21 protein-coding genes and 1 pseudogene are annotated in these 22,407 nt (G+C 49.3%); 12 read left to right on the top strand and 10 right to left on the bottom strand.

Translation table 11 applies throughout. The annotated features are described in order from the left end of the window. Positions 1-32: 32 nt before the first annotated feature. Positions 33-620 (bottom strand): M15 family metallopeptidase, encoded by a 588-nt coding sequence (locus ACOZB4_RS27470; RefSeq protein WP_379411488.1) that lies wholly within the window; start codon positions 618-620, stop codon positions 33-35. Positions 621-796: 176 nt separating this feature from the next. On the opposite strand from ACOZB4_RS27470, the gene ACOZB4_RS27465 reads away from it, so the two are divergent. The 4 genes from ACOZB4_RS27465 (at position 797) to ACOZB4_RS27450 (ending at position 3,717) form a co-directional block, all read left to right on the top strand. Then, complete coding sequence (locus tag ACOZB4_RS27465) at positions 797-1,324, top strand: hypothetical protein (protein WP_379411485.1); 528 nt, start codon at positions 797-799, stop codon at positions 1,322-1,324. Between the two features lie 291 nt (positions 1,325-1,615). Beyond that, on the top strand, positions 1,616-2,485 hold the full coding sequence (locus ACOZB4_RS27460) for a MurR/RpiR family transcriptional regulator (protein WP_379411482.1): 870 nt from the start codon (positions 1,616-1,618) through the stop codon (positions 2,483-2,485). A gap of 105 nt (positions 2,486-2,590) precedes the next feature. Then, positions 2,591-3,538, top strand: coding sequence for an ROK family protein (locus tag ACOZB4_RS27455; RefSeq protein WP_379411479.1), 948 nt, complete (start codon positions 2,591-2,593; stop codon positions 3,536-3,538). Then, positions 3,535-3,717: a hypothetical protein gene (locus ACOZB4_RS27450; RefSeq protein ID WP_379411477.1), complete on the top strand. Its 183-nt coding sequence runs from the start codon at positions 3,535-3,537 to the stop codon at positions 3,715-3,717. The genes ACOZB4_RS27455 and ACOZB4_RS27450 overlap by 4 nt, the downstream gene beginning before the upstream one ends. A gap of 105 nt (positions 3,718-3,822) precedes the next feature. Here ACOZB4_RS27450 and ACOZB4_RS27445 read toward each other — a convergent pair whose 3' ends face one another. The 3 genes from ACOZB4_RS27445 to ACOZB4_RS27435 all read right to left on the bottom strand — a co-directional run bounded on the left by ACOZB4_RS27445 (position 3,823) and on the right by ACOZB4_RS27435 (position 6,927). Beyond that, positions 3,823-5,004: a PatB family C-S lyase gene (locus tag ACOZB4_RS27445; protein ID WP_339271280.1), complete on the bottom strand. Its 1,182-nt coding sequence runs from the start codon at positions 5,002-5,004 to the stop codon at positions 3,823-3,825. A 33-nt stretch (positions 5,005-5,037) separates the two neighbouring features. Beyond that, positions 5,038-5,961, bottom strand: a complete 924-nt coding sequence (locus ACOZB4_RS27440; protein ID WP_076323014.1) for an AEC family transporter — start codon at positions 5,959-5,961, stop codon at positions 5,038-5,040. Between the two features lie 246 nt (positions 5,962-6,207). After that, the gene (locus tag ACOZB4_RS27435; RefSeq protein WP_098742445.1) at positions 6,208-6,927 is read right to left on the bottom strand and encodes a 3-ketoacyl-ACP reductase; all 720 of its coding nucleotides are present in this window, start codon (positions 6,925-6,927) and stop codon (positions 6,208-6,210) included. A gap of 171 nt (positions 6,928-7,098) precedes the next feature. Between ACOZB4_RS27435 and ACOZB4_RS27430 the strand changes: the two genes are divergently transcribed. Then, entirely contained in the window at positions 7,099-9,231 is a 2,133-nt protein-coding gene (locus ACOZB4_RS27430; RefSeq protein ID WP_379411471.1) for a class I SAM-dependent methyltransferase, read from the top strand. A 166-nt stretch (positions 9,232-9,397) separates the two neighbouring features. Here the strand turns inward: ACOZB4_RS27430 and ACOZB4_RS27425 are convergent, their stop codons facing one another. The 3 genes from ACOZB4_RS27425 to ACOZB4_RS27415 all read right to left on the bottom strand — a co-directional run bounded on the left by ACOZB4_RS27425 (position 9,398) and on the right by ACOZB4_RS27415 (position 11,883). Further along, the gene (locus ACOZB4_RS27425; RefSeq protein WP_379411563.1) at positions 9,398-10,120 is read right to left on the bottom strand and encodes a peptidylprolyl isomerase; all 723 of its coding nucleotides are present in this window, start codon (positions 10,118-10,120) and stop codon (positions 9,398-9,400) included. 274 nt (positions 10,121-10,394) lie between these two features. After that, positions 10,395-10,787, bottom strand: coding sequence for a hypothetical protein (locus tag ACOZB4_RS27420; RefSeq protein WP_339292643.1), 393 nt, complete (start codon positions 10,785-10,787; stop codon positions 10,395-10,397). Between the two features lie 391 nt (positions 10,788-11,178). Further along, positions 11,179-11,883: a hypothetical protein gene (locus ACOZB4_RS27415; protein ID WP_379411468.1), complete on the bottom strand. Its 705-nt coding sequence runs from the start codon at positions 11,881-11,883 to the stop codon at positions 11,179-11,181. Positions 11,884-12,236: 353 nt separating this feature from the next. On the opposite strand from ACOZB4_RS27415, the pseudogene ACOZB4_RS27410 reads away from it, so the two are divergent. From ACOZB4_RS27410 to ACOZB4_RS27395, 4 genes and pseudogenes are all read left to right on the top strand, one after another. Then, a pseudogene (locus ACOZB4_RS27410) lies at positions 12,237-12,445 on the top strand (SulP family inorganic anion transporter); the annotation flags it as partial. Positions 12,446-12,461: 16 nt separating this feature from the next. After that, the gene (locus tag ACOZB4_RS27405) at positions 12,462-12,683 is read left to right on the top strand and encodes an STAS domain-containing protein (RefSeq protein ID WP_379411465.1); all 222 of its coding nucleotides are present in this window, start codon (positions 12,462-12,464) and stop codon (positions 12,681-12,683) included. A gap of 198 nt (positions 12,684-12,881) precedes the next feature. Further along, positions 12,882-14,798 (top strand): ATP-binding protein, encoded by a 1,917-nt coding sequence (locus tag ACOZB4_RS27400; protein WP_379411462.1) that lies wholly within the window; start codon positions 12,882-12,884, stop codon positions 14,796-14,798. Between the two features lie 149 nt (positions 14,799-14,947). Next, positions 14,948-16,837 carry an ATP-binding protein gene (locus tag ACOZB4_RS27395; protein ID WP_379411459.1) on the top strand — a complete coding sequence of 630 codons (1,890 nt, stop codon included), beginning with the start codon at positions 14,948-14,950 and terminating at the stop codon, positions 16,835-16,837. A 92-nt stretch (positions 16,838-16,929) separates the two neighbouring features. Here ACOZB4_RS27395 and ACOZB4_RS27390 read toward each other — a convergent pair whose 3' ends face one another. Together ACOZB4_RS27390 and ACOZB4_RS27385 are read right to left on the bottom strand one after the other, a co-directional pair. Then, positions 16,930-17,169 carry an NHLP leader peptide family RiPP precursor gene (locus tag ACOZB4_RS27390; RefSeq protein ID WP_098742453.1) on the bottom strand — a complete coding sequence of 80 codons (240 nt, stop codon included), beginning with the start codon at positions 17,167-17,169 and terminating at the stop codon, positions 16,930-16,932. Positions 17,170-17,241: 72 nt separating this feature from the next. Then, complete coding sequence (locus ACOZB4_RS27385) at positions 17,242-18,195, bottom strand: hypothetical protein (protein WP_379411454.1); 954 nt, start codon at positions 18,193-18,195, stop codon at positions 17,242-17,244. 236 nt (positions 18,196-18,431) lie between these two features. On the opposite strand from ACOZB4_RS27385, the gene ACOZB4_RS27380 reads away from it, so the two are divergent. Both ACOZB4_RS27380 and ACOZB4_RS27375 read left to right on the top strand, forming a co-directional pair. After that, positions 18,432-19,094 (top strand): general stress protein, encoded by a 663-nt coding sequence (locus ACOZB4_RS27380; protein WP_379411452.1) that lies wholly within the window; start codon positions 18,432-18,434, stop codon positions 19,092-19,094. A 76-nt stretch (positions 19,095-19,170) separates the two neighbouring features. Next, a complete protein-coding gene (locus ACOZB4_RS27375) occupies positions 19,171-19,482 on the top strand; it encodes a hypothetical protein (protein ID WP_379411449.1) in 312 nt (103 codons plus the stop codon). Positions 19,483-19,622: 140 nt separating this feature from the next. On the opposite strand, the gene ACOZB4_RS27370 is transcribed toward ACOZB4_RS27375, so the two are convergent. After that, on the bottom strand, positions 19,623-20,732 hold the full coding sequence (locus ACOZB4_RS27370) for a GNAT family N-acetyltransferase (protein WP_379411447.1): 1,110 nt from the start codon (positions 20,730-20,732) through the stop codon (positions 19,623-19,625). A 191-nt stretch (positions 20,733-20,923) separates the two neighbouring features. Here ACOZB4_RS27370 and ACOZB4_RS27365 point away from each other — a divergent pair, with 191 nt between their 5' ends. After that, a complete protein-coding gene (locus ACOZB4_RS27365; protein ID WP_379411444.1) occupies positions 20,924-22,372 on the top strand; it encodes a potassium/proton antiporter in 1,449 nt (482 codons plus the stop codon). The last annotated feature ends 35 nt before the right edge of the window (positions 22,373-22,407 follow it).

Raw genomic sequence — 22,407 nt, 5'->3', positions numbered from 1 at the left:
GGTAAACTATATTTACAAATTGCTATAGCCGTTCACTTTGCTTCCAAAGTCTCGGAAGCGTCCATGGGAGGGAGTTTTCCACGTTTCAAATCACGGATCGTCAGTCCGAAATCGATCTGTAGATGCGGATAATCCGGGAAGTTGGCCCAATCACCGCCCCACTGGAAGCCTAAATCTTTGGCAATTTCCACAACTTCCATCCAGTCGGCCTTGCCGTTTCCGTTCCCGTCATATTCCATATCCCAGATGATGCTTCCATCCTTTAGTCTTAGCGCAAAATCAATCGCAAGTCCATAGTTGTGAAGGGATTCTCCTGCCTTGGCATTCGTCACGATGTCGCCCTCGGTGCTGCGACCCTGATTGTAGATGCGGGTCTGCTCTTCATGACTGCGGTAACCGTCCGTTATGATGATCGAGATTCCTTTTTTCTTGGTGAGACGGACAAGCTCGTTCTTTTGCTGCAATACATACGGGTGGAGCTGGGAGACTTTAGGGGCTTCTTTACTATTAAAATCAAGATCGTTGATGAATCCCGGTATGGAGGTTTGCAGCTGCATATAAAATATGGCGAGTAATAAGGCAGCAATTAAGAAAAGTGTCGTTTTTTTGCGTTTGATCATGCGAACTCTTTAATCTACCTACTTTCATATAATGGCTTACTCTATTATATCGGCATCCCGCCTCGGATTCCAACAGAGGGGACTTCCTGACCAGATATCGACATGAATAGCAATCCATGGTTTATCGCATCCTATTCATTAAAATGGTCGCTATCCGAAAAAAAGGGGGGATTGCAATGAGCAATATTCAAAATATGTCGATGAGGCTCAACCAGCTATCAAGCGAATTGACTACGGCAGCGCAAAACGGGGGAATGAACGAAGTTGGGGTGATCGTGAGCCAGCTCAGCCAGATCCAAGCTGAACTTCAAAGCGCCCAGGCTGCAGTTTCGCCTGAAACTTCTGCTGCTGTCCGTCAGGAACTGGTGAATTGCCGGATGGTTTTGCATGGGATGATGAATACGGTGCAGGATATCCGAACCGCTACGGCGGAGCAGTACCGCCAAGTGCTGGGCGAGAGCAAAACGGCATTCGAACAAATGGACGAGACTGCGCAGCAGAGTGAGTACGCCGAAGCCTATCAATCTCGTCTGCTGTTCCAGCAGATGGACCAAGTCAGCCAGCAGCTTCATCAGCTGGATGGTTCGATGCTGGATGCAGGTTATCAGATGGAGCGGGGACAGGTGACCGGCGACAGTCTGAATGGAGCGGTAACGATCGAGGGGCTGACTTCTGGTACAGACGAAACCGGAAGCATGATGTAAGACTGCTCGATCGGAGGATCGAAACAGGATAACAGTTAACTACAATAATCGAAGCTGCAGATCCGATTCACAGGATGCTGACAGCTTCTTTTTTTAAGAGATATGAACGTATAAATACTAGTGCATACCTTCCTTATCTAGCACGAAAACCTTCTGCTAGTATGAAGTCTGTCCTTAGAGAAACTGCGTCAATATCCGTTTTTTTAGTGATTGAAAGAAAAATCCTTTTTAATATATAATTAAGGAGAAAATATTCTTTTTGCGCCTGTTAGAGGAAACGAGGGATGTGGAATGGCAAGAGTTGGCCCAAGACTGAATCAATCTAACACGCTGCTGATGATATCGAGCATTTATTCTTCCCTGACCAAGACGGAGAAAAAAGTGGCTGATTACGTGAAAAGCTACCCTGAGGAAACCGTGCTCGCTACCGTAACGGATTTGTCTGAGAGGGCAGGGGTCGGAGAGACATCCGTCATTCGATTCTGCCGCAAGCTGGGGTTTCGGGGATTTCATGAATTCAAGCTGTCTGTTGCACAGGATTTGGTGGATCGTCCTCCATCCGTAGTGGATACCGCTATCGATGAGCAGGATGACATGATGACGGTGGCCCGCAAGCTGACGATGCAGCATGAAATTTTACTTAAGAATACGCTGGATCTGGTTAACGCCGACAATCTAAAGATGGCGGTGGATAAGCTGCTGGCCGCAAACAAAGTGTATGTCTATGGCGTGGGTTCTTCAGGCATAACCGCACTGGATTTGCATTATCAGCTGATGAGACTGGGGCTTAATGTGGAAGCGCACCGGGATTCGCATATTATTGCCATGTCCGCTTCCTTGGTCAAGAAGGGCGATCTTGTATTCGCCATTTCCACTTCCGGCAGCACGCGTGACCTGGTGGATCCGGTGAAGGAAGCGAAGCAGAATGGAGCGGACGTCATCTGTTTGACCGGACATCTCCGTTCCCCGATTGTTACATACGCGGATACGGTTCTTCCTGTATCTTCCAGGGAAATGCCGACAGAGGGAGGAGCCCTGGCAACAAAGTTCATGCAGACGTATATGTTGAACATTCTTACAACGCTCTTAACGATGAAAAAAGAGGATGCCTCGAAGTCGTTGGAGAAAACCGCGAGGTCCGTTGTGGATAAGCTGTATTAGTGAATCGATCCTTGGGAATCGATACACTTCTGTTCATCTTCGGGCGGGGGCACGGGATGAATCGATCTTCCATTTTATTGATTACGAAGGGAGTGTTTACATACTATGAGTTACGCGATCGGTGTTGATATTGGGGGGACGAAAGTCCAGTTTGCAGTCATTGATCGAGAAGGAAAGATCATAAACCGGCATCTGATGCCTACCGAGGCGAACAAAGGGCCGGAGCAGCTTATGGACAAAGTCCTGCTTGGCATCGACATGATGATGGAATCCGCCGGTTCAGAGGAAGAAGTGCAAGGTATCGGTATCGGCAGCGCAGGCCAAATTGATTTTCGGGAAGGGACCGTTCTATACGCAGGAGATACGTTGCCAGGTTGGACGGGGATGGAGATTAAACGAAAGGTATCCGAACGTTACGATACCCGGGTGCATGTTGACAATGATGTTAATGTTATAGCCATTGCCGAGAAAATGTACGGCGTTGGCAAGGATTGTGATAACTTTGTGTGCCTTGCTCTTGGTACGGGGATTGGCGGTGCCGTTATCGAATCGGGGCGTCTTCTTCGAGGGGTCTTTGGCGGGGCAGCGGAGCTTGGCCATGTCAGTATTGACATCAACGGTCCTCGCTGCAGCTGCGGAAATAACGGCTGTATTGAGCTGTATGCTTCAGGCAGCGGCATTGCCAGATTAGGGCTTGAGATGCAGAACAGTGAAAGCGCTTCATATGATTGGGAACCTAACGCCCGGGATATTGTTAAGGCCTGGCACCGGGATGATCCGTCGGCCACGGAGGTGATGCGGGTTGTTATCCGAGCACTGGGAGCGGCTGTTGCCGGTTATATTCATGCATTTAATCCGGAGGTAGTGGTGATTGGCGGGGGAGTGGCGGAATCGGGTCCTCGTTTTTTGCAGGCGCTCGATCAGGAGGTCGATGTCCGGACTTCTTCGTATATGAGAAGCTGCTGCAGGATTATGCCTGCTAACTTTGGCAGTGATGCAGGTGTCATAGGCGCAGCTGCTCAAGTGTGGCATTACGGTGAGATATTGCGGTGATTAAAGCTGCCGTGAACGATCCGGTCATCGGACTGCTCAAACGGCAAATCGAGGATTATCCCGTTTATATTACCCCGACCCTTGAGGATGCCTTTGCCGTTCATGAGGCCGGCGCTGACACTGTAGCTATGGACGGGACACGGAGACCGAGACGGGATGGGAAACTACTGAAGAGGTAGTGGGCGAACGAGGGTGTCAACTAAGGCGGTTTTGCATCGTCTTAAAAAAGCAATAAAAGGAGCCGCGCGTTTAGCCCGGCTCCTTTTATTAATTGAGTTTGTTACTTATGCTTTCCGCCATTCCTCGATCGCTTTATGTAGGCGAGACAACGCCTCCTGAACGGTGGCGCGTGTGCAGGCCAAGTTCATGCGCATGAAACCTTCGCCTTCCTTGCCAAAGGCTGCTCCGCTGTTTAAACCAAGCTTCGCCTCATGAACCAGGAAGCGGTTTAACTCCTCGTGGGACATGCCCATCCCGCGGAAATCAATCCACAGCAGGTAAGTGGCTTCCGGGATAACCACCTTAAGCTCGGGCAGATGCTCCTGGGCGAAATTCGAAACCAGCTCCATGTTCTCGCGGATATAAACCAGAAGTTCATCCAGCCATGGTCCGCCTTCACGGTAAGCGGCCTCGGTGGCGGCGGCACCCATCGGTGTAATGGAGCCAATGGCGTAACGGTTCAGTATTTTGCGGAACTTGCTGCGCAGCTGCGCATTCGAGATGATGATGTTCGCCGTATTCAGACCGGCGATATTAAACGTCTTGCTTGGTGCGGTGCAGATGATGGAACGCTCGGCAGCATCCTCGGACAGAGCGGCGAATGGCGTATGCGCACCAGATTCAAACACCAGATCTGCATGGATTTCATCGGATACAACAAGCACATCGTATTGCTGACAGAGGGAGGCCAGACGATCCAATTCCGTTCTAGTCCACACTCGGCCTACCGGGTTGTGCGGACTGCACAGAATGATCATTTTGACGTTGCCGGTAGAAAAACTCTTCTCCAAATCCTCGAAATCCATCGAGTAATCTCCGTCCTCACTTCGAAGCAGCGGATTATGAACGAGCTCACGACCATGATCCTGAACGACGCTATAGAATGGCGGATAGACCGGCGTCTGGATGACAACTTGATCGCCCGGCTCGGTGAACGCATCCACAATAAGGCTGAGTGCCGGAACGACACCCGGACAGAATTGAATCCACTCCTGCTGGATACTCCAGTTGTGGCGTTTCTTCATCCAGTCGCAAATCGCTTCACGGTAAGAGTCGGACGGGAACGTATATCCGAATACACCATGCTCCACCCGTTGATGAAGCGCCTTTACAACGGCGGGTGGAGCGGCAAAATCCATGTCAGCCACCCACATCGGAAGCGCGTCGGGCACGCCGAAGATGGTGGGAACATTGTCCCACTTCTGACAGTCGGTACAGGTTCGGTCTATCGCAAGATCAAAATTCATATGTAAATTCCTCCTAGTAGAGATGAGTTAGCGCTAAGCTACAAATTTAGCTAATGTGATTAAGCCGGTAATCGTAATTACGTTTAGTATGGTCGATATAAGGACAGTTTGTGCAGCAAAATCTGGCTCATTCTGATATTCTTCCGCCAAGATCGATGAATTTACGCCAACCGGCATGCCTGAAGCAATGATGAGTGCTTGAGCCGGGATGCCCTTTAAGCCGAGCAGCAGCACGATCAGAATGCCGATGGCTGGCGCGACCAGGAGACGCAGCAGCACGCTGAGGTAGACATCGAGCCGACGCAGGCGGAGCGGATATTTGATGATCTGTGCGCCGAGCGTCAGCAGGGCGATCGCCACCATGGACTGATCCGCATACATCAGCGGCTGTGAGATAAAGACCGGAAGCGGCAACGCCAGGGCATGCAGCACTATGCCGATGACGAGGGCATAGGGAACGGGCATTTTCAGGAATCCGATGATGGCCTGTTTGTATAATCCTTCTGTCTTGGCCCCTTGAATGGAAATAACTCCGTACGTGAACGTAAGGAGGCTCTGAAAAGACATGATGAGCGCTTGCACCGAGCCGGCCATCGGATCACCCTTGAAGGCGAGATCATTGATCGGAAGGCCGTAGTTTCCCGAATTATCGAGCAGAAGGCTGTTGGTAAAAGCTGCTCTCATCCCCCGATTGAACTTGCGCTGCTTGGCAACCAGCATGCTGATCAGGTAGAGGACGCCGATATAGAGCGCATAGAATAAGGCCACCATGCCCAGCAGCTGCGGTGACATTTTGGACTCGTACATACTCATAAATACGGCTGCAGGCGTAATGTAGTAAAAGTTAATTTTAGCGAGTGTGTACAAATCGAGTTTAAAGGCATATTGCATAATAATGCCAAAGCCTATCAGGACAAAGATGGGAAGTACCACTTCAAGTAAAATGTCGGCGATCATGCTGTTGTCATCTTCTTTCCATGAGTGTAGCTTAAGGTAAATATCTGGCTGTCGTATGACGCCATGTCATTATATCATGACAAAGGATAGTTGACACTTGATTCCGTATGGAAAAAAGAACAATTGTCGCTGGTCAAAACCAATCGCTTTACACCTGGGCTGCACGCAAAAAGGGTGTTCCCTTGGCCGACGCCCAGGGAACACCCTTGGATGGTTATAGCAATAGTAGTGTCTGTTGACGCATCATTATTGCGGGTTGGTTGTCCAAATTCCGGCGGTTTTGACAAATACACGCTGCGGCAGCTTCAGTGCAGCGAGCACAAGCTCAGCTACGTCTTCCGGCTGCAGCATCCGGTCCTCGTCCCCGATCTTCAGGCCGGCATTGACGGCAAGATCCGTGTTAACGGTGCTTGGGGTCAGAGCGGTTACGCGAATGTTGTGTTTGCGAACCTCCTGCAGCACGGCTTCGGTCAGTCCCATAACGGCAAATTTAGAAGCGTTATAGGCAGAGCCTGTGGCGAATCCACGCTCTCCGGCCGTTGAAGAGATGTTGATGATATCACCCTTGTTATGCTCGATCATGCCCGGCAGTGCCGCGCGCGTCATGTAGTACGTTCCCATCAGGTTCACGTCGACGATACGTTTCCAGGCTTCAGGTTCCATCTCCAGCAGATTGCCGAATTGGGCAATGCCCGCATTGTTGATTAGAATGTCCACCGAGCCCAGCTCCATGTTTACCGCTGCAAAAGCAGCCTCTGCCTCGCTCTGTACGGAAACGTCGGCAACTGCGGCCACGGCTCTGACGCCATATTGTTCAGCAACCAGGGCGCTCAGCGGTTCCAGATCAGCTGCCGTACGGGCGACAAGCCCGACGTGCACACCTTCCTTGGCAAGCGCGATCGCCAGGGCGCGTCCAATCCCTTTACCTGCACCCGTGATGAGGGCTGTTTTATTTTTCAGGCTCATGTACACTCACTCCTTCACATCAATAAAAAAATATGGTTTCGTTGACCAGTATACCCTGTAGCATCGGCATTACCAAATGCTTGCGATCCATCGACAGGAATTTGTTATAATCGTAGCAGCGAAAAAACATAACCGTGTTCATTATTATTTCAGGAAGTGGAGGAACAACCTATGCTGCACGCGCTGGACATCATAACCGCTTTTCGGCAGGGGGATGAAGCGGCTGCCAAGAGGCATCCATGGTTAATGAAACTGGTATCGGCCGAAGAACGAATCGTGAATCTGGAACGGATTACGTCCATCGGCCAATTAGCCCATGCCAACCCCGTGCTGGATTATGTAGAACGCACCTTGAAGATACTGGATTCGCTCCCTGTCTCCTATTGGATCAAAGAATTGCTGGAAGAAGTACTGGTATGGGCGGAAACAGCCAAGGGCGGAACCATGCGGGAACGCCTCCGCTGGCAGCAGTCGGGCATCAACTTGTTCCTTCATAATATCGGGTCCGCCCAGCTATACGAGAGACATATTCGGGACGGTAATGGAATCCTGCCTCCGCATGAAGAGATGGTACACACACTCATACTTACCCATGGACTGCTTGGGCAACACATTCGGGGGGAAGTCGCTTTCGAGGAAAATTTGCCGCTGCATAAGCTTACGGAGGAAGGACGGCTGACCGCAGATGAGTTGATCCGGCTGCTAATCCCTTTGAATCACTGCATCATCGGTGGTGTATCGGAAGAGCTTTGGCATTCCGTTCAGGAAGAAATAACGCAGCTTATTCGCAATCTTGCCGAAGGGACCGTACCGGATCGATGGACTTATGAGGAGAGGCTGCGCCGTCTCCGGTCCGTTTCGATTGCCCGGGGAGAAGACTTCGATAAGCAGCTTCAAGGGATTCGTGAGCAGTGTGATCTGTCAGCTGCCCTGCATGGATTTCAGGATATGACGCTCTGGTATGTGGAGGCTGCCCTGCAGGATTTCTCGTTGGAGGAGTTCATGAAGGTTCTTTTGCTTGCTCTCCATTCGGAAAAGCAGAGCCCGGCTCAGCAAGTTGCGGAGGGACAGCGAGATCAGCTGCTACCGGATTCGGTGAGTCACTTAAGCTTTGAGCCGCTGATGAATGATATGTATTACGATTATAAAGGCGTCAAGAAGCTGAACGTATATAAGAAGAGAATGATTGAGCAATATTTGCGCCAAAATGATTGGACGGCTTGCCTTCACGGGCCGGTGATGGCCAACCCGCATCTGAGCCATCGGATCGAACGGAAGCCGGAGCTTCCGGATACGGTATTCTTTACCTTCGAATTCTCGCAAGCGGCCGAGAAATTAATTGAATTTTGCATCGAAGCGGAGAAGTCGCCGCTCTATGAGAAAGCGGTCCTGCTCCTGTTTGACCTGTTCGGCCTGCGCCGGGACGCCTACGACAGGTTTCATAACGAAGAGAGTTATTTGAGTGATATGAACAGCACGGGAGATTACAAAAAAGTGATTCTGGATTATATTACGGGAACGGCGGTGCTGGATATCGGTCCCGGGGGCGGCGTCCTGCTTGACCTGATCGAGGAACGGCTGCCGCATGTGCGTCCGGTTGGGATTGATATCTCCTCGAACGTGATTGAAGCGCTGGAGAAACGCAAACGTTTGGAGCACAAAGCATGGGAAGTGATGAAGGGGGATGCGCTGAATCTCAGGGACTACGTGGAGCCGGGAAGTGTCGATACGGTCATCTTCTCCTCGATCTTGCATGAGTTGTATTCTTATATCGAGATGGACGGATCCCACTTCAATACGGCCACTGTGGAGGCCGCGCTGACCAGTGCCTACGAAGTACTCGCACCCGGCGGCCGCATCATTATCCGTGACGGGATTATGACTGAGCCCGGGGACACCTGGAGAAGGATTCGCTTCCTGAAGGCGGATGGGCTGGAATGGCTGACCCGGTATGCCTCCGATTTCAAGGGCCGGGACATAACATACGAGCAGCTGTCCGAGACGGAAGTGCGCATGCCTATAAACGATGCAATGGAGTTCCTGTATACCTATACTTGGGGGGCCGAGGCTTATGTTCATGAGGTGCAGGAACAGTTCGGCTACTTTACGCCTACGCAGTATGCGGAATGCATACGCGGGACGCTAGGTCCCGAGGCGATCATCCGCGTGCAGCAGCATTATTTGCAGGAAGGATATGCCGAGGCATTGGCTGATCGCATCGAATTCATGGATGAAGATGGGAAGCCGGTGACGCTGCCTGACAGCACTTGCTTGTACGTCATCGAGAAGCAGGCCCATAGCTAGAAGAGACAATGACAGGTTGTAACTAAAAGGACCCGTACGCTCGTAATAGCGTACGGGTCCTTGTTCGTTGGTTGTCGTTTAATCTGCCATGGTCACTGTGTACACAAGTGGTCCGGCATGTGTAGCATTGCTAGAATTTGCGACGTAGTCCTAATCCGAAGAGATGCTATTCCTGCTTCTTGGGGTCCGGATAATCCTTGCCGAGCGTATCAACCGTCACTTTCTTCATGACGGGCACCTCAAGCGGCTTGTCCATCTGATCCCGCTCCAAGCCCACGATCTCCTCAGCCGTTTCCATCCCCTCGATCACCTTACCGAAGGATGCGTACTGTTCATCCAGGGAAGGAGCATCCGCAACCATGATAAAGAATTGCGATCCGGCGGAGTTTGGATCCTGTGCGCGGGCCATCGATAATACGCCTGTCGTATGCTTTAGGTCATTCTGAAAGCCGTTGGACGTAAATTCGCCGGGAATAGCGTAGCCAGGTCCCCCCGTTCCGTTACCGTCAGGGTCGCCTCCCTGAATCATGAAGCCGGGGATGACGCGGTGAAAGCCTGTCCCGTCATAGAATCCTTGTTCCACCAGGGAGATGAAATTGTTCACGGTATTCGGCGCAACCTCTGGATAAAGCTCCAGCTTTATCGTTTTGCCGTTCTCCATCTCAATTGTGACAATAGGATGGCTGGCGTTCGGGTCCGGCACATTCTGCTTAACCTCGGGCTCCTTCGGGGGTTCCGTTTCGGGTGCTGTTGCCCCATTTGTCGAACCTGTTCCGCCGCCTGAGCCGCTTTCGGATCCCTTGTCATTCTGACCGCATGCCGTCATCACAAGCAGCAGCCCAATGATGACAAATAGGGCGGGCATCCAGCGTGTTCTGCGTTTCAACATCATTGATTCCTCCTGTGTTATTCCTTATCAAGCCTTAAGTTTTAATCTGTATCATATTTTATCACAGGTTGGACAAGTACTGAAAATCGAAAAAGATGAGTATACATATCTAAAGCTTCTATCGAAGTAATCTCACAGAAGATAGACCGCGTATAGAGGATGTTTTCCTTGCGATGATCGAGTCGGTTCAGCTTCTCGTTCTATTTTCAAAAAATAAGCCTCCGGACTTGTAGCAAGTCTGGAAGCTTAAGGGAAGGAAAACTTTGAACTGTCTCTACTTCGCCGGAAATATGCCCTCCACTTTGTTTAGAGGGAGCAGAATCCGGGAACGGTTCTTATCCTTGGCAAGCAATTCAATAAAATCGGCTCCGATTCTGACCAGACGGATCCGGTTAAAGGCACCACGCGTAGGGAAGGTGGTCCGCACACCTACCAGCATCGTTTTGCCCGGCGGCTTGACATCAAATACCCGAACCGAGTTGAGACTGGACGGTATAAAGAGCTCGCCATTTACCTTGATGAAATTTTTCGGAAATACCCGCTGTAAACGTCCGGGTTCTAAACCGGTGTTCGGTGCGTTGACTTCAACCAGATGACCGGTTAAAGTGGCCAGTCGCTGCTGGAGCGTGATTTTATGTCCGCAGGGATGGAGCGGCAATCCTTTCATATTCAGCATCATCCTTCCAGGGTCGTATAGTGTAGTGTATGTTGGAAGGTATGACATGGGTGAACGTAGAGGTTCACATTTCCGGCGTGAAGGATCAGGAAGATGAAGAGTTTCCGCGGTTCCTCCTAGTGAATCTAGTCTTTGAAATGGTTGGCTAGTATAAGAACTGATAGCTCGACCCATACTGTTTTACTATAAAGATGTTGTATGGGAGGCATAGGCATGGAAAGAAAGGGAAACATATTAACAGCACTCATATGGGGTACCTTGATCGGCATCTTGCTGTGGATGTCATTTCTTGGCTGGCTGGATATCATATTCGGAAAATAGACGATCGTACCCATACTAGTATAAGACCCGCCTTCCTATTGGAGAGGCGGGTTTTGCAGGTTTAGTCGTCTCCGCCATGGCTGCCGTTTAGTAGATCGATACCGTGCATCTGCTCCGTCGGCGGGGCAGCGGGGTCCACCGGGCTATTGGCCGCAATAGCGTCCGCATCCGGTACATCCTCCAGCGGCTGGTATTCATCTTCTCCGGACGGGTAATCTTTAAAAATGTCCTGGTTTAAAAACGCGGTCCCGCTGCCGGTTAATGATGCGTCTGCTGCAAGCCGCCGCTCCGTATCGCCGGAGTATTGGCCGATAATTTCGTCTCCGGGACGAGAAGGGGGTTCGCCTTCGACGGCCCGCCATTCCCGAACCGTTACATCATCTGCGACATCGCGAATGTAGGTTTCATCGACTGGTCGATCCCCATCTATCCGGTCTGCTTCTGCCTGCTCTGAGGGTGAAGAGGAAAAGGTTCTCTCGTCGGCAATGGTCCACTGCTCGGGATCGGCACCGGTAGCTTCCCATGCATCGATGGCGCTGTGATCCGGGTTCATACGTTCTTCCGGTTTTGCATCCGCAGGTGCCGCTTCATTCTGATCGTACGCGATATGGTCCGCGTTTTCGCTGCTTAGGCTTTGCTCCGTGTAGGTGTTGACGTCTCTCAGATCATCTTGCGGAATCATCTCCGTATCCTCAACTCTCCGTTTGGCCTCGAATTCCAAATATGTCATGTCTGCCAGCGTATTCCGATTGTTTTCGTCTCGCATATTGCCCATCTCCTTCTATGATTTCAAATACATTTCAAAATACAACAGGTTTCTATACTTCGACTTTACCCGCTGAAGCAAGAATGAATCCGGGGTACGTTCAGGCGATGATGAACCATACAAGTTCTATCTTTCCCTGTCATTTGCAGCATTATGAAAATTTTAAAACAGGAAAAATGGACGAAATTCAAAACAAAAGGGAGAAAATGTATGATTTCGTGGAATAGGTCCGCTAAATAGATAATGAAATTTTGAAATGATCCCGTTATAATCGAAAAAGTGACTATCGGACCGGGACAATCCTGAGAGAGGATTGTCAATCAACTACAATAGGACAGGAAGTGATTAGGACTTTGTTTCAATGGATTAAACAAGGCTTCTTTGGCAACTCACGCAGAGATATTTTGTCAGGATTTGACGGTAAGCGTTCGCTCTCATACCGGAAGCAATCGCATTCTCTATCATGGCGGGTGTCGATCCCATGGTCGGACTCTATGCTTCTTTCGTGATTGCTGTCAGTATTTCATTCTTCGGCGGACTTCCCGGTATGATCTCCGCAGCCGTTATTTTTCGGCACGATGATGTATTTTATAAACCTGTTTGACGTGAATGAGGACCCTGAGCATGTCGTGATTGATTTTTCCAAATCCCATGTATGGGATCAGTCAGCCACGAATGCCATTTCCAAGGTATTGAATAAGTACAAGGAAGCGGGTAAAGCCATTACGCTCGTGGGGTTGAACGATGAAAGTCAGCGGATGGTTGATAAAGTCGGCCTTGCTTCAAGCTCCACACACTAGAAACGAAAAGGGATTGCTTTTTAGCCTTAGGGTTAAGAGCGATCCCTTTTTATTTTGCCTTTATGTAATAAAAATTTTACAAACGGAACAGACGTTTCATGTTATATTGATTGTAAATGAACACGAAGTTTGTCGAATCAGCCGGACGGTGAAGATGCGGACTTTTATTGACTATAGACGGTTAGAGGTGCTGACTAGATGAAGGATATGCCCAAATACATATTCCTGCTTCTGCTGGTAGTGCCGCTGCTGCTGCTTATATCGATCATATCACCGGGAAAATCGGAAGCAAAGAATGCTCAAACCGTGATACCCGATTGGCAGTTTATGTGGGATGACGAACAACAGGATGTTGTTTCGCCAGTCAACCTGCAGGGAAGAAGTTGGTTGGCGGGAATACCAGACAAGACGGGACCCCCAAAGTCAGATGGGGTGTATTCAGCATGGAATCGTTTTACTTTGCCCGCTCTCCCTTGGAAGCATTCGGCCATCATGATTGACCGCATTAAGGGACAGGATGTTTTGGCTTTTTTGGATAATGAACAGGTGTATGAAGCCAAGCGAGACTATATGTATACGAGTCATTCTCTTCTGCTTCCGATCCATCCGAATGATGCTGGCAAGACCGTTTATATATGGACAAACGGCGTCAGGGATATGACGTTAGGCATCGATGGCGATATTATACTTGGCGAATATGAGCATCTGCGCGGAAGCTTTATTAAGAATGACCTGGAAGATTTCATATTGGGCAGCTCGTTTCTGTTTATTGCGGTGGTCATGTTTTTCTGCTGCTTGTTCCTTCCGAAGCATACGGTATCCAGTTGGCTGTCGCTTAGTGTGATTATTCTGGCAAGCGGGGCTATGCTTATTACGTATTCGCCGTTCCTATACACCTTCTATGGAGACCTGGGCAACGTGTGGGTCGCGGTGTTTGATATTTCACTCTTTGCCGTGCTGCCGGCACTGTATTACTATTTTGAGAAAATATATGGTTCCGGGCCCTATCGAGTCATTCGCTACTGCCGAAGATTTCAAATAGCCTACTCCATAATGTGCCTGATATTTCTAGTTGCCCAGGTGGTCAGCGACCATTCATTTCACGAGATTTACTATCTTGTTTCGGTGAAGATCTTGGGCATTCTGATTATCCTGCAGATGCTGCTGCTTGTCGGCACCACAATTCTGTATGCTTCCAAGCGGAATAAGGACGCTTATATCTTTTCTGTTGGTTTCGGGATGATGGCGTTAGCAGCGCTCGGAGATCTGCTGGCCTTTTATTACCATGATGGACAATATCATTTCTTTCTATGGAAATGGGGCATCATCGGACTGATTGTCTCTCTGATCGTCATGCTGGGGCGTAAATTCGTCCGCAGCCATGAGCAAGTGCTGCAGTATTCCAGGAAGCTAGAGATGTTTAATAATGAACTTCAGCGATCGGAGAAAATGGAGATTATCAGCGAGCTGGCCGCCTCGGTTGCACACGAGGTTCGCAATCCGCTGCAAGTGACGCGCGGCTTCATGCAGCTTCTGGCACAGAACTCCAAGCAGGCGGAGAAGGAGTATTTTGGACTGGCGCTGAAGGAGCTGGATCGGGCTTCGGGGATCATCACGGATTTCCTCACGTTTGCTAAGCCTGAATTGGAGAATGAGGTCAAGCTGAATGTGTATGAGGAGCTGAAGCATGTGAAAGGCATCCTGCTGCCGCTGGCCAATCTTAGCGGGGGCACAATCGAGCTGGATGTTGCGAAGGAATTATACATGACCGGTAATTCTTCCAAACTTAAACAAGCAATGATTAATATCGTCAAGAACAGTATAGAGGCACTGGATGGAGAAGGGGTTATTCGCATATGGGCCTATGCCAAGGGTGAAGAAGTGGTCATTCACATCAAAGATGACGGCATCGGAATGGATGCTGCGGATCTTGAGAGACTGGGTGAGGCGTACTTCTCCAATAAGTCCAAAGGGACGGGGCTCGGCTTGATGGTCACCTTTCGAATCATCGAAGCAATGCAGGGCACCATTCATTTTGTTAGTGAAAAAGGAAACGGGACAGAGGCTATTATCCGCTTTCCGGCCGTACCTGCTTTGCAGGAGGGGGAAGTATAATTTTAAGAGGGATGCCGTAACGGTATCTCTCTTTGTTATATCTTTAATAGAAAATTTTATCATTTTTCCGAATATTAGAAGGTGGAAGGTTTTGTTGCATCGAATAACACAGTAAGAGTTTCACTCATTATAATGTTTGAGGTGCGTCAATGAGGTCTGGATGGATAATCGCTGTGTTCCTGATCATCGTTTTTACTTTAAGCCAGGGGTTTCCCAGGCTTGTCTTTGCCACCGAAGAAACGGCAGCTCGTGCAGCGATTAAGGAGTGGAGAATCCTCTGGTCGGAATCCCGAGGGATTCCGGAGAGCGTGCCCGTCCACATCAATGACTGGATGGAAACTTCGGTCGGTGATTCGAAGCCTTTTAAGCCCCATACCAAGGCATCCGCGTGGATTTATATGAGGATTCCCGAGATCGCCTCTACATCCCCTGGCATTTTGATTGATAAGCTCCACGGGCAGAAGGTTGCGGTTTATGTGGACCATGAGAAGATTTACGAATCTACCCGAACGTACAATTATGAGCTTAATTACATTTTGCTTCCTCTGCATCAGGATATGCTCGGCAAGGATCTTCACATCTGGCTGGAGACCGCTAGGGATCATGTGACAATTGAAGGGAAAATCCTCGTCGGCGATTATCAAGACATGTTTAATCGGTTTGTTAAGTCGAATTTGATGGACATCATTCTCGGGAGCGCCTTCATATTTATCGCATTGGTGATGTTGATCTGCGCTATTTTTCTGAACAGAAAATATTTGATCGCTGTATTATCCTTATCTTTAATTATTTTATCTGTAGGCATCCTGGTGTTTACATACTCCCCGTTTCTTTATACGATTTTTAATCAATATGGCAATATGTACACTCACTTATATGACATCTCATTATTTATCTTACTTCCTTCGTTCAGTCTCTTTTTTGAAAAAATCTTCGGGCCCGGCTGGAAGGGTTCGCTGCGTAAACTCCGCAAGTTCCAGATCGTCTACTCGCTGTTTTGCGGGCTGTTTCTGATTGCTAATCAATGGGGTTCAAATCAATGGTTCGACCTGTATTATTTCTTCTCCGTTCATGTCCTGGGTGTTGTGATGATCGTTCAATTTGTATTGCTGGTCGGAAGCTCCATGTATTATGCCGTTAAGGGAAATAAGGACGCTGTTATTTTTAATGCAGGCTTTGCGGTATTCGCTGTTGTGGGCTTAAGTGAGCTGCTGCAATTTTTCCTTACTCGGGGCAGCTATAATCTCTTCCTTTGGAAATGGGGGATTGTCAGCTTTATTATCGCCCTGATTGTCATTCTCGGACGGCATTTTGCCAAAAATCACGAACGGATTCTTCAATACTCCAAGGAGCTTGAGATGTTCAACAATGAACTGCAGCGTTCGGAGAAAATGGAGATTATCAGTGAGCTAGCAGCATCGGTTGCGCACGAGGTTCGTAACCCGCTGCAAGTAACGCGGGGTTTCCTGCAGCTTCTAACCGGAAAAGCCCAAGCTGCTGAACGCGAATATTTAGATTTGGCTCTGGTGGAGCTGGACCGTGCTTCCGGCATTATTACGGATTTCTTAACCTTTGCCAAACCGGAATTCGGCAAAGACACCGTGCTTCGAGTTTCGGAGGAGTTTAAGCATATTGAAGGCATACTAAGCCCGCTTGCACACCTCCAAGGAGGCAAGATCACCGTAGATATTCCGGAGGATATTACGATTCGGGGGAATTCCTCGAAATTCAAGCAGGCTTTTATCAACATTGTTAAGAATAGCATCGAGGCGCTGGGCGAAGAGGGATTGGTCCATATCCGCTGCTATCGCCAGCAAGACCAGGTATATATTCATGTTGTGGATAATGGCGAAGGGATGGGGCCCGATGTGTTGGCACGGCTGGGAGAGCCTTATTTCTCCAACAAAACGAAGGGGACGGGGCTTGGCCTGATGGTGACCTTCCGCATTATCGAGGCGATGGATGGAGACATTTATTTTACGAGTAAAAAAGGAGTGGGGACGGATGCCGTCATTACGCTTCCCGCAGCTGGCGAATAATTCGCTAAGCTGCGGCAGCGATGACGGTTATCGTCCCCACTCTTTGTACCGATTACTTCTATTTATGAAATGTCCACGCTGTTATGTAGTCTTTACCAGATGGCTCTTTCTTTGGCTTCTGACTTGATCACGCCTGATGGATTCGGAGGAATGACCAGATACAGCTCGTTAGGGTTCTCTTCAAGCGTTCGAATCTCGATGTGGTCGGGAATCCGTACCCCAAGAACTTCCTTGATGGCGGATTTCGGATCGCTGAGCAATTTTGCCTTAAAGCTAGGATCCTCCCAAGCTTTCTGAATCAATTGTGTTTGAAAGATGGCTTCTGTCGTCATAAGAATCACCCTTTCAAATAAATTGGTTATTTTTTACTCTTAAAGAATACCATGGAACAAATATAAAATCTATTATTTTTTGCTTAGAATAGACAAATAATAGTTTAACCCGCCATAAGAAAGCGTTTCTTTGCTGTTTTCGATATGATTCGCTTCGGTTTGAAGCTCATCCACCAACGTTTGATGAAAGGAGATGAGATGGGGGGCATCTATATCTATCGATAAGAGATGAGTATGGGTCGCTGCGGCAATGTCTGCATAGGGCTTCATTATGTTGTTGATATAGATGGCTTCTTGAACTTCGGGCAGCGTCAGATTCGCGCCATGTGGTCGTCCCAATTCCGATTTAATGAGAGACAGCAGGCAGTTGTAGCTGCCATCCGCAAGATCCTGCTTCCAATCGGTCCAATCGTCCATCATCTGCAAGGTCAGCAGAACCTGGTTCATCACATCATTCGTTCGTGGAATGAGGCTTGCTTGATCAGATAACAGCAGTGCGGCAGTGCTTCCCAGCTTTACGGGAGCTGCCTTTTTTGCAATCATGGCCCTGTTGTGCTTAAAGTAATCGTCCCGGGTTTCGTGGAGGACGCCTTCAGACCATTCATGCGTGTAGTTTTTGAAATAAGACCAGAAGTCGGAATTCGCTGGAAAGTAGGGCTGATAGGATGTGAGAAACTCGTAATACAGCAGGTTGGCAAGTGCGAGATGGTGTTTAGGATCTATGGGAGACTGACTGTCATAAGGCGAGTCCATGATGTCGTCTTGAATGAAGTAGTACAACATGCCGATAATGTTGGCCGCTGAGAGGTGACGGTATACATCGGCGGGGAGTGAGGTCAGTTCTTTCATCCAGAAGGGAAGCAGATAACAAATGTAATTTTTGGAACTGTCCTGCTCGAACACGTCAAACTTTCTCAAGTATGAAAGACCGATTTCATTCAAGGGAGCAGGGAGCTCGGAAAGCCTTGCTTCGCAGGCTGAGAATGCGGCAGCAAGATCGTCCTCGAATGGCTTGAACCAGTTCATGGAATCACCAACCTATTCTATTTTTAAGGAACCAAGTGCTTACTTGCTATATTAACATGAATCATCATAAAGTTAAATATTACCAGCTGCATTGAATGGGGTATTATGGGATTTTTGATGCTGTGGCGGGTACTTTTGCAGGCGGTACATCGGTTTTCTTGTTTGATTATGGCGACTGACGTTTAAGTTAGGGGTGTACAGCGATAAACCGAAAATGACCACGAGGAGGAATTCATATGACTCAGAAAATTGTAGGAGCTTTTCGGACGGAGCAGGAAGCAACCCGGGCCATTGAGGAACTAAAGCAGCAAGGTTTCAGAGCCGATGAAATCTCGGTTATTGCCAAAGATCGCGGTGAATCTTCTCATATTCAGGACGAGACCGGCACCAAGGCACCTGAGGGCTTGGCATCCGGAGCGGCCACAGGCGGTGTGTTAGGCGGTGTAACCGGATTGCTGGCCGGTATAGGTGCATTGGCCATTCCGGGCATTGGTCCAATCATCGCGGCTGGTCCGATCGCGGCAACACTTACGGGAGCAGCCGTAGGCGCCGGCGCGGGCGGATTGGTAGGTGGTTTGATCGGCCTCGGAATTCCGGAAGAGCAAGCAGAAGAATATGGGGGCTATGTGGATGAAGGCCATATTCTGGTCATGGTGGATGCAGATGAAACGAATGGTGGCCGGGTATATGATATATTCCGCAGCAATAGCGCCATTAATGAACAGCATTACCGTGAAGAAGGCACTTATAGCGGTACCGGTGCGCCGATAGACTCACGCTCTGAAGCAGCGGCTGCTACCGAGGATGCAGTTCCAGACCCTAACCTATATCAAGGTTATGGTGATGGTAATGGCGGTGCCATAAGTCCGGATCGGAATGAAATTTCGAAGAGACGATAAAGGTTATTTATAAAAATATGGATTAACAATAACAAACCGCCCGGGATGAACCGGGCGGTTTGTTCATGCACCGTTAATGTGTGTTTTCCGCTTATTGCGCTGTCTCTGCGCTCCCCTCGAACCGGGACCCAAGGTCCGTGCCCGTGTCCAGGACCACCAGGACCCCCGGGATACCACGAACCCGGACCGTGTCCCGGTCTGCCAGGGTGCCATGGGCCATGTCCATGCCCGTGTCCAGGAAATCCGTGGCCACCGGGGTATCCCGGATAAAACGGAGGATACGGATAGAACGGATAGTAAGGTGGATAGTATGGATAAGGATAAAACGGGTATCCAGGGAAGAACCCTGGAATACCAAGGCTTGTTAGGGATTGAAGGCCTCTTTTAGGATGATGACTCAAGCCAAGCACCTCTTTCTATCAGTCCCATCCTATGTGAAAGCGGAGCTGAAACCTAGCAAATAAAAAGGTGCAAATGACCTCTCCGCTAAGGGGAAGGATCAAATGCACCTTTAGTGTCCACCTAAAGTCAAATATACTGAAGACCTGCTGTGTACGGGAGAGGAATAGGATCAAAGGTTACACTTCCGTTTGCCCGATAAGATGATTCCGGATCAAACAGGAGCGAGAGCAACCCCTCATCATCCAGTTCCAATACTTCATGGTTCAGGGTTATACGGTAAGGACCATGTTCGCCATCTGCCTGAATCAGCCCCTCAGGCAGCACAGGAGCCAACTGGCGAAGCAGTTCTGGGCCGCTAACCAAATAAACGGTCCCCTCATTCTGAATATATTCAGGCATGACGCCGGTAGATTGGATTAATGCTGCCAGCTCTTTATCCTGCCAAGGCAGCGGAACCGTTAGCTCTGAAAGGTTGAAGGACGAGATCGCCTCGGCTATGACCAGTGCCGCCGCTTCAGGGCTTCCCCCCCATTCTACAAGGGTAGACTCTCTCGAAGGAGTCATCACAACTCCGGGTACCGCGATGATGGCAAATGCGGTCAGCACGCCGTCTTCTTCGGCGACAAGCACCTGCTGCTCAAGGCGGATCACGTTGGAGTAGGCGCTTGCATCTAGCAGCTTGTTAAGCTCCGAAGCCGTGGTTACATAACCGGCTTCCCGCTGCTCCATTAGCCTTTGAAGGTGGAATAGATCCTGCGGCTGCATCGCCCGAATGCGCACTTGTTTTCCCGTCACCGTCCGCAAGGGCTCAATGGCGCCCTGGTCAAGTTGGAACCGGAATGCACGGCCGAACAAACGGCTGCCTGCCCGGGTGTACAAGGATCTGCCGCCGGAAATGAGGATTAAGGATGCCCCGGAAGCTTCCCCATGACGGATACACTGTTCCAGGAGACTGCCTGCGAGTCGCTGACCCCGGTAATCCGGATCCGTACAGACGGAGCCGATGGAATAGACATTTAACCTTGCACCGCGAGTTTGAATGGTAAATGGTACGAATCCCATGAATGAGACGAGTTTGTTTTGATCCCAGGCGCCGTAGGAATGGCTGATTCCCGGCGAGAATATCGGAGGAAAGGATGCCCCCATAGAAGGCTGTTCCGGCTGCTTCAGAAAAATACGGTTGGACAGCTCAACAGCTTGATGCAGTTGATCGCTTTTCATAATAGAAATGTTCACTCGATTGACGCCTCCCTTATGTATGTCGCTTGTTACCAGTATAAAGTCATTGGGTGTGGAATTTCCAGTAAACGTTTGCAACTTCTTTGTTTGTCCGGCTTCGTTGTAATCCGTTCTTGAAGAAGCACTTGTTGTGTGCGAGGAAGGGCTAGTTTTCGGGTAATATAACTTACGAATCTGACACCGGAGGGATGAGCTTGCCAAGTTTTGTTGATTCCATGATTTTATTATGCGGCGCTTTGCTTCTGACAGGCGTACTCACCACCAAGTTTTCTTCTCGCTTCGGCATGCCCGCCCTGGTACTGTTTATCGCCATCGGGATGATTCTCAGCCGCTTCATTTATTACGATAATGCGGAGCTCACCCAGCTGGTCGGGATATTTGCGCTGATTGTTATATTGTTTCAAGGCGGGATGCAGACGGATTTCAAAGAAATCAAGCCGGTTTTGGGGACGGCCATTTCACTTGCCACGATTGGTGTCTTGTTGACAACGGTTGTTGTCGGAATATGCGCCGCATTCATTCTGGATATTTCGTTACAAGAGGGGCTTTTAATTGGTGCGATTGTTGGTTCAACGGACGCGGCGGCCGTTTTCTCGGTTCTCGGCGGAACGAATCTGAAGAAACGGATTCGAATGACGCTGGAGGCTGAATCCGGAAGCAATGATCCGATGGCGGTGTTTCTAACCGTGTCCTTAATCGAATGGATCGAACACCCGAAATTACATTTGATCGGTCTTATTTTTTCCTTCGTGAAGGAGATGGGATTGGGCCTGATTGTCGGTGTTCTTATTGGAATGCTGGCTGTATATGTGATCAATCGCATCAATTTCGATTCCTCGGGTTTATATCCCGTGACGGCATTGGGATTCGCCGTACTGACTTATGCCGCTGCCGCATGGCTTGGTGCCAGCGGTTTGCTGGCCGTATACGTTATGGCTTTGCTGCTCGGCAACACCGAGCTGACGTACCGCAAGACAATTCAAGCATTTAACCAAGGTTTTGCATGGATGATGCAGATCGTCATGTTTGTGCTGCTCGGGCTCCTTGTTTTCCCGAACGAGCTGTCGGAGGTCGTATGGCAAGGACTGTTATTGTCTTTGATTCTTATATTAATTGCTAGGCCGATCGGCGTGTTCAGCAGCCTGTTGTTCACCAAATTTGCCATGCGGGAGAAAATATTAATTTCATGGGCGGGCCTTCGCGGGGCCGTTCCGATCGTCCTGGCTACATATCCCGTTCTGGCGGGCATCAGGCATGGAGAATTGTTTTTTAATGTCGTGTTCTTTGTTGTGTTGACCTCAGCGGTGATCCAAGGCACTACGATCTCTCCGCTTACGCAAAAGCTTTCGCTGGTGGAGAAGGATAAAGCCAAAGCACCGACTTTATTAGAGTTAATGGCTCTTGGACAAGCGGATTCCGAGATCAACCACGTTCTGGTGGATGGAGATTTGCCCATTGTCGGCAAGGAGATTCAGCAACTGAATCTGCCAGATGATATCCTCTTTACGGCTATTATTCGGGAGAAGCGTATCATTACGCCTAAGGGGAGTACGGTCATTGAGGCAGGGGACACTATTTATGTGATGAATCCAAAGCAAAAGCGGAAGGAAATGAAAACGATCCTGGGCTTGTCCTAGGGTTCTTAACGGCCGGAGAGATATGATGCCTGTCA

The sequence above is a fragment of the Paenibacillus sp. NPDC058898 genome, from assembly GCF_049316025.1.
In the GTDB taxonomy this organism is placed as follows: domain Bacteria; phylum Bacillota; class Bacilli; order Paenibacillales; family Paenibacillaceae; genus Paenibacillus_AQ.
This window is presented reverse-complemented; position numbering and strand designations above follow the sequence as displayed.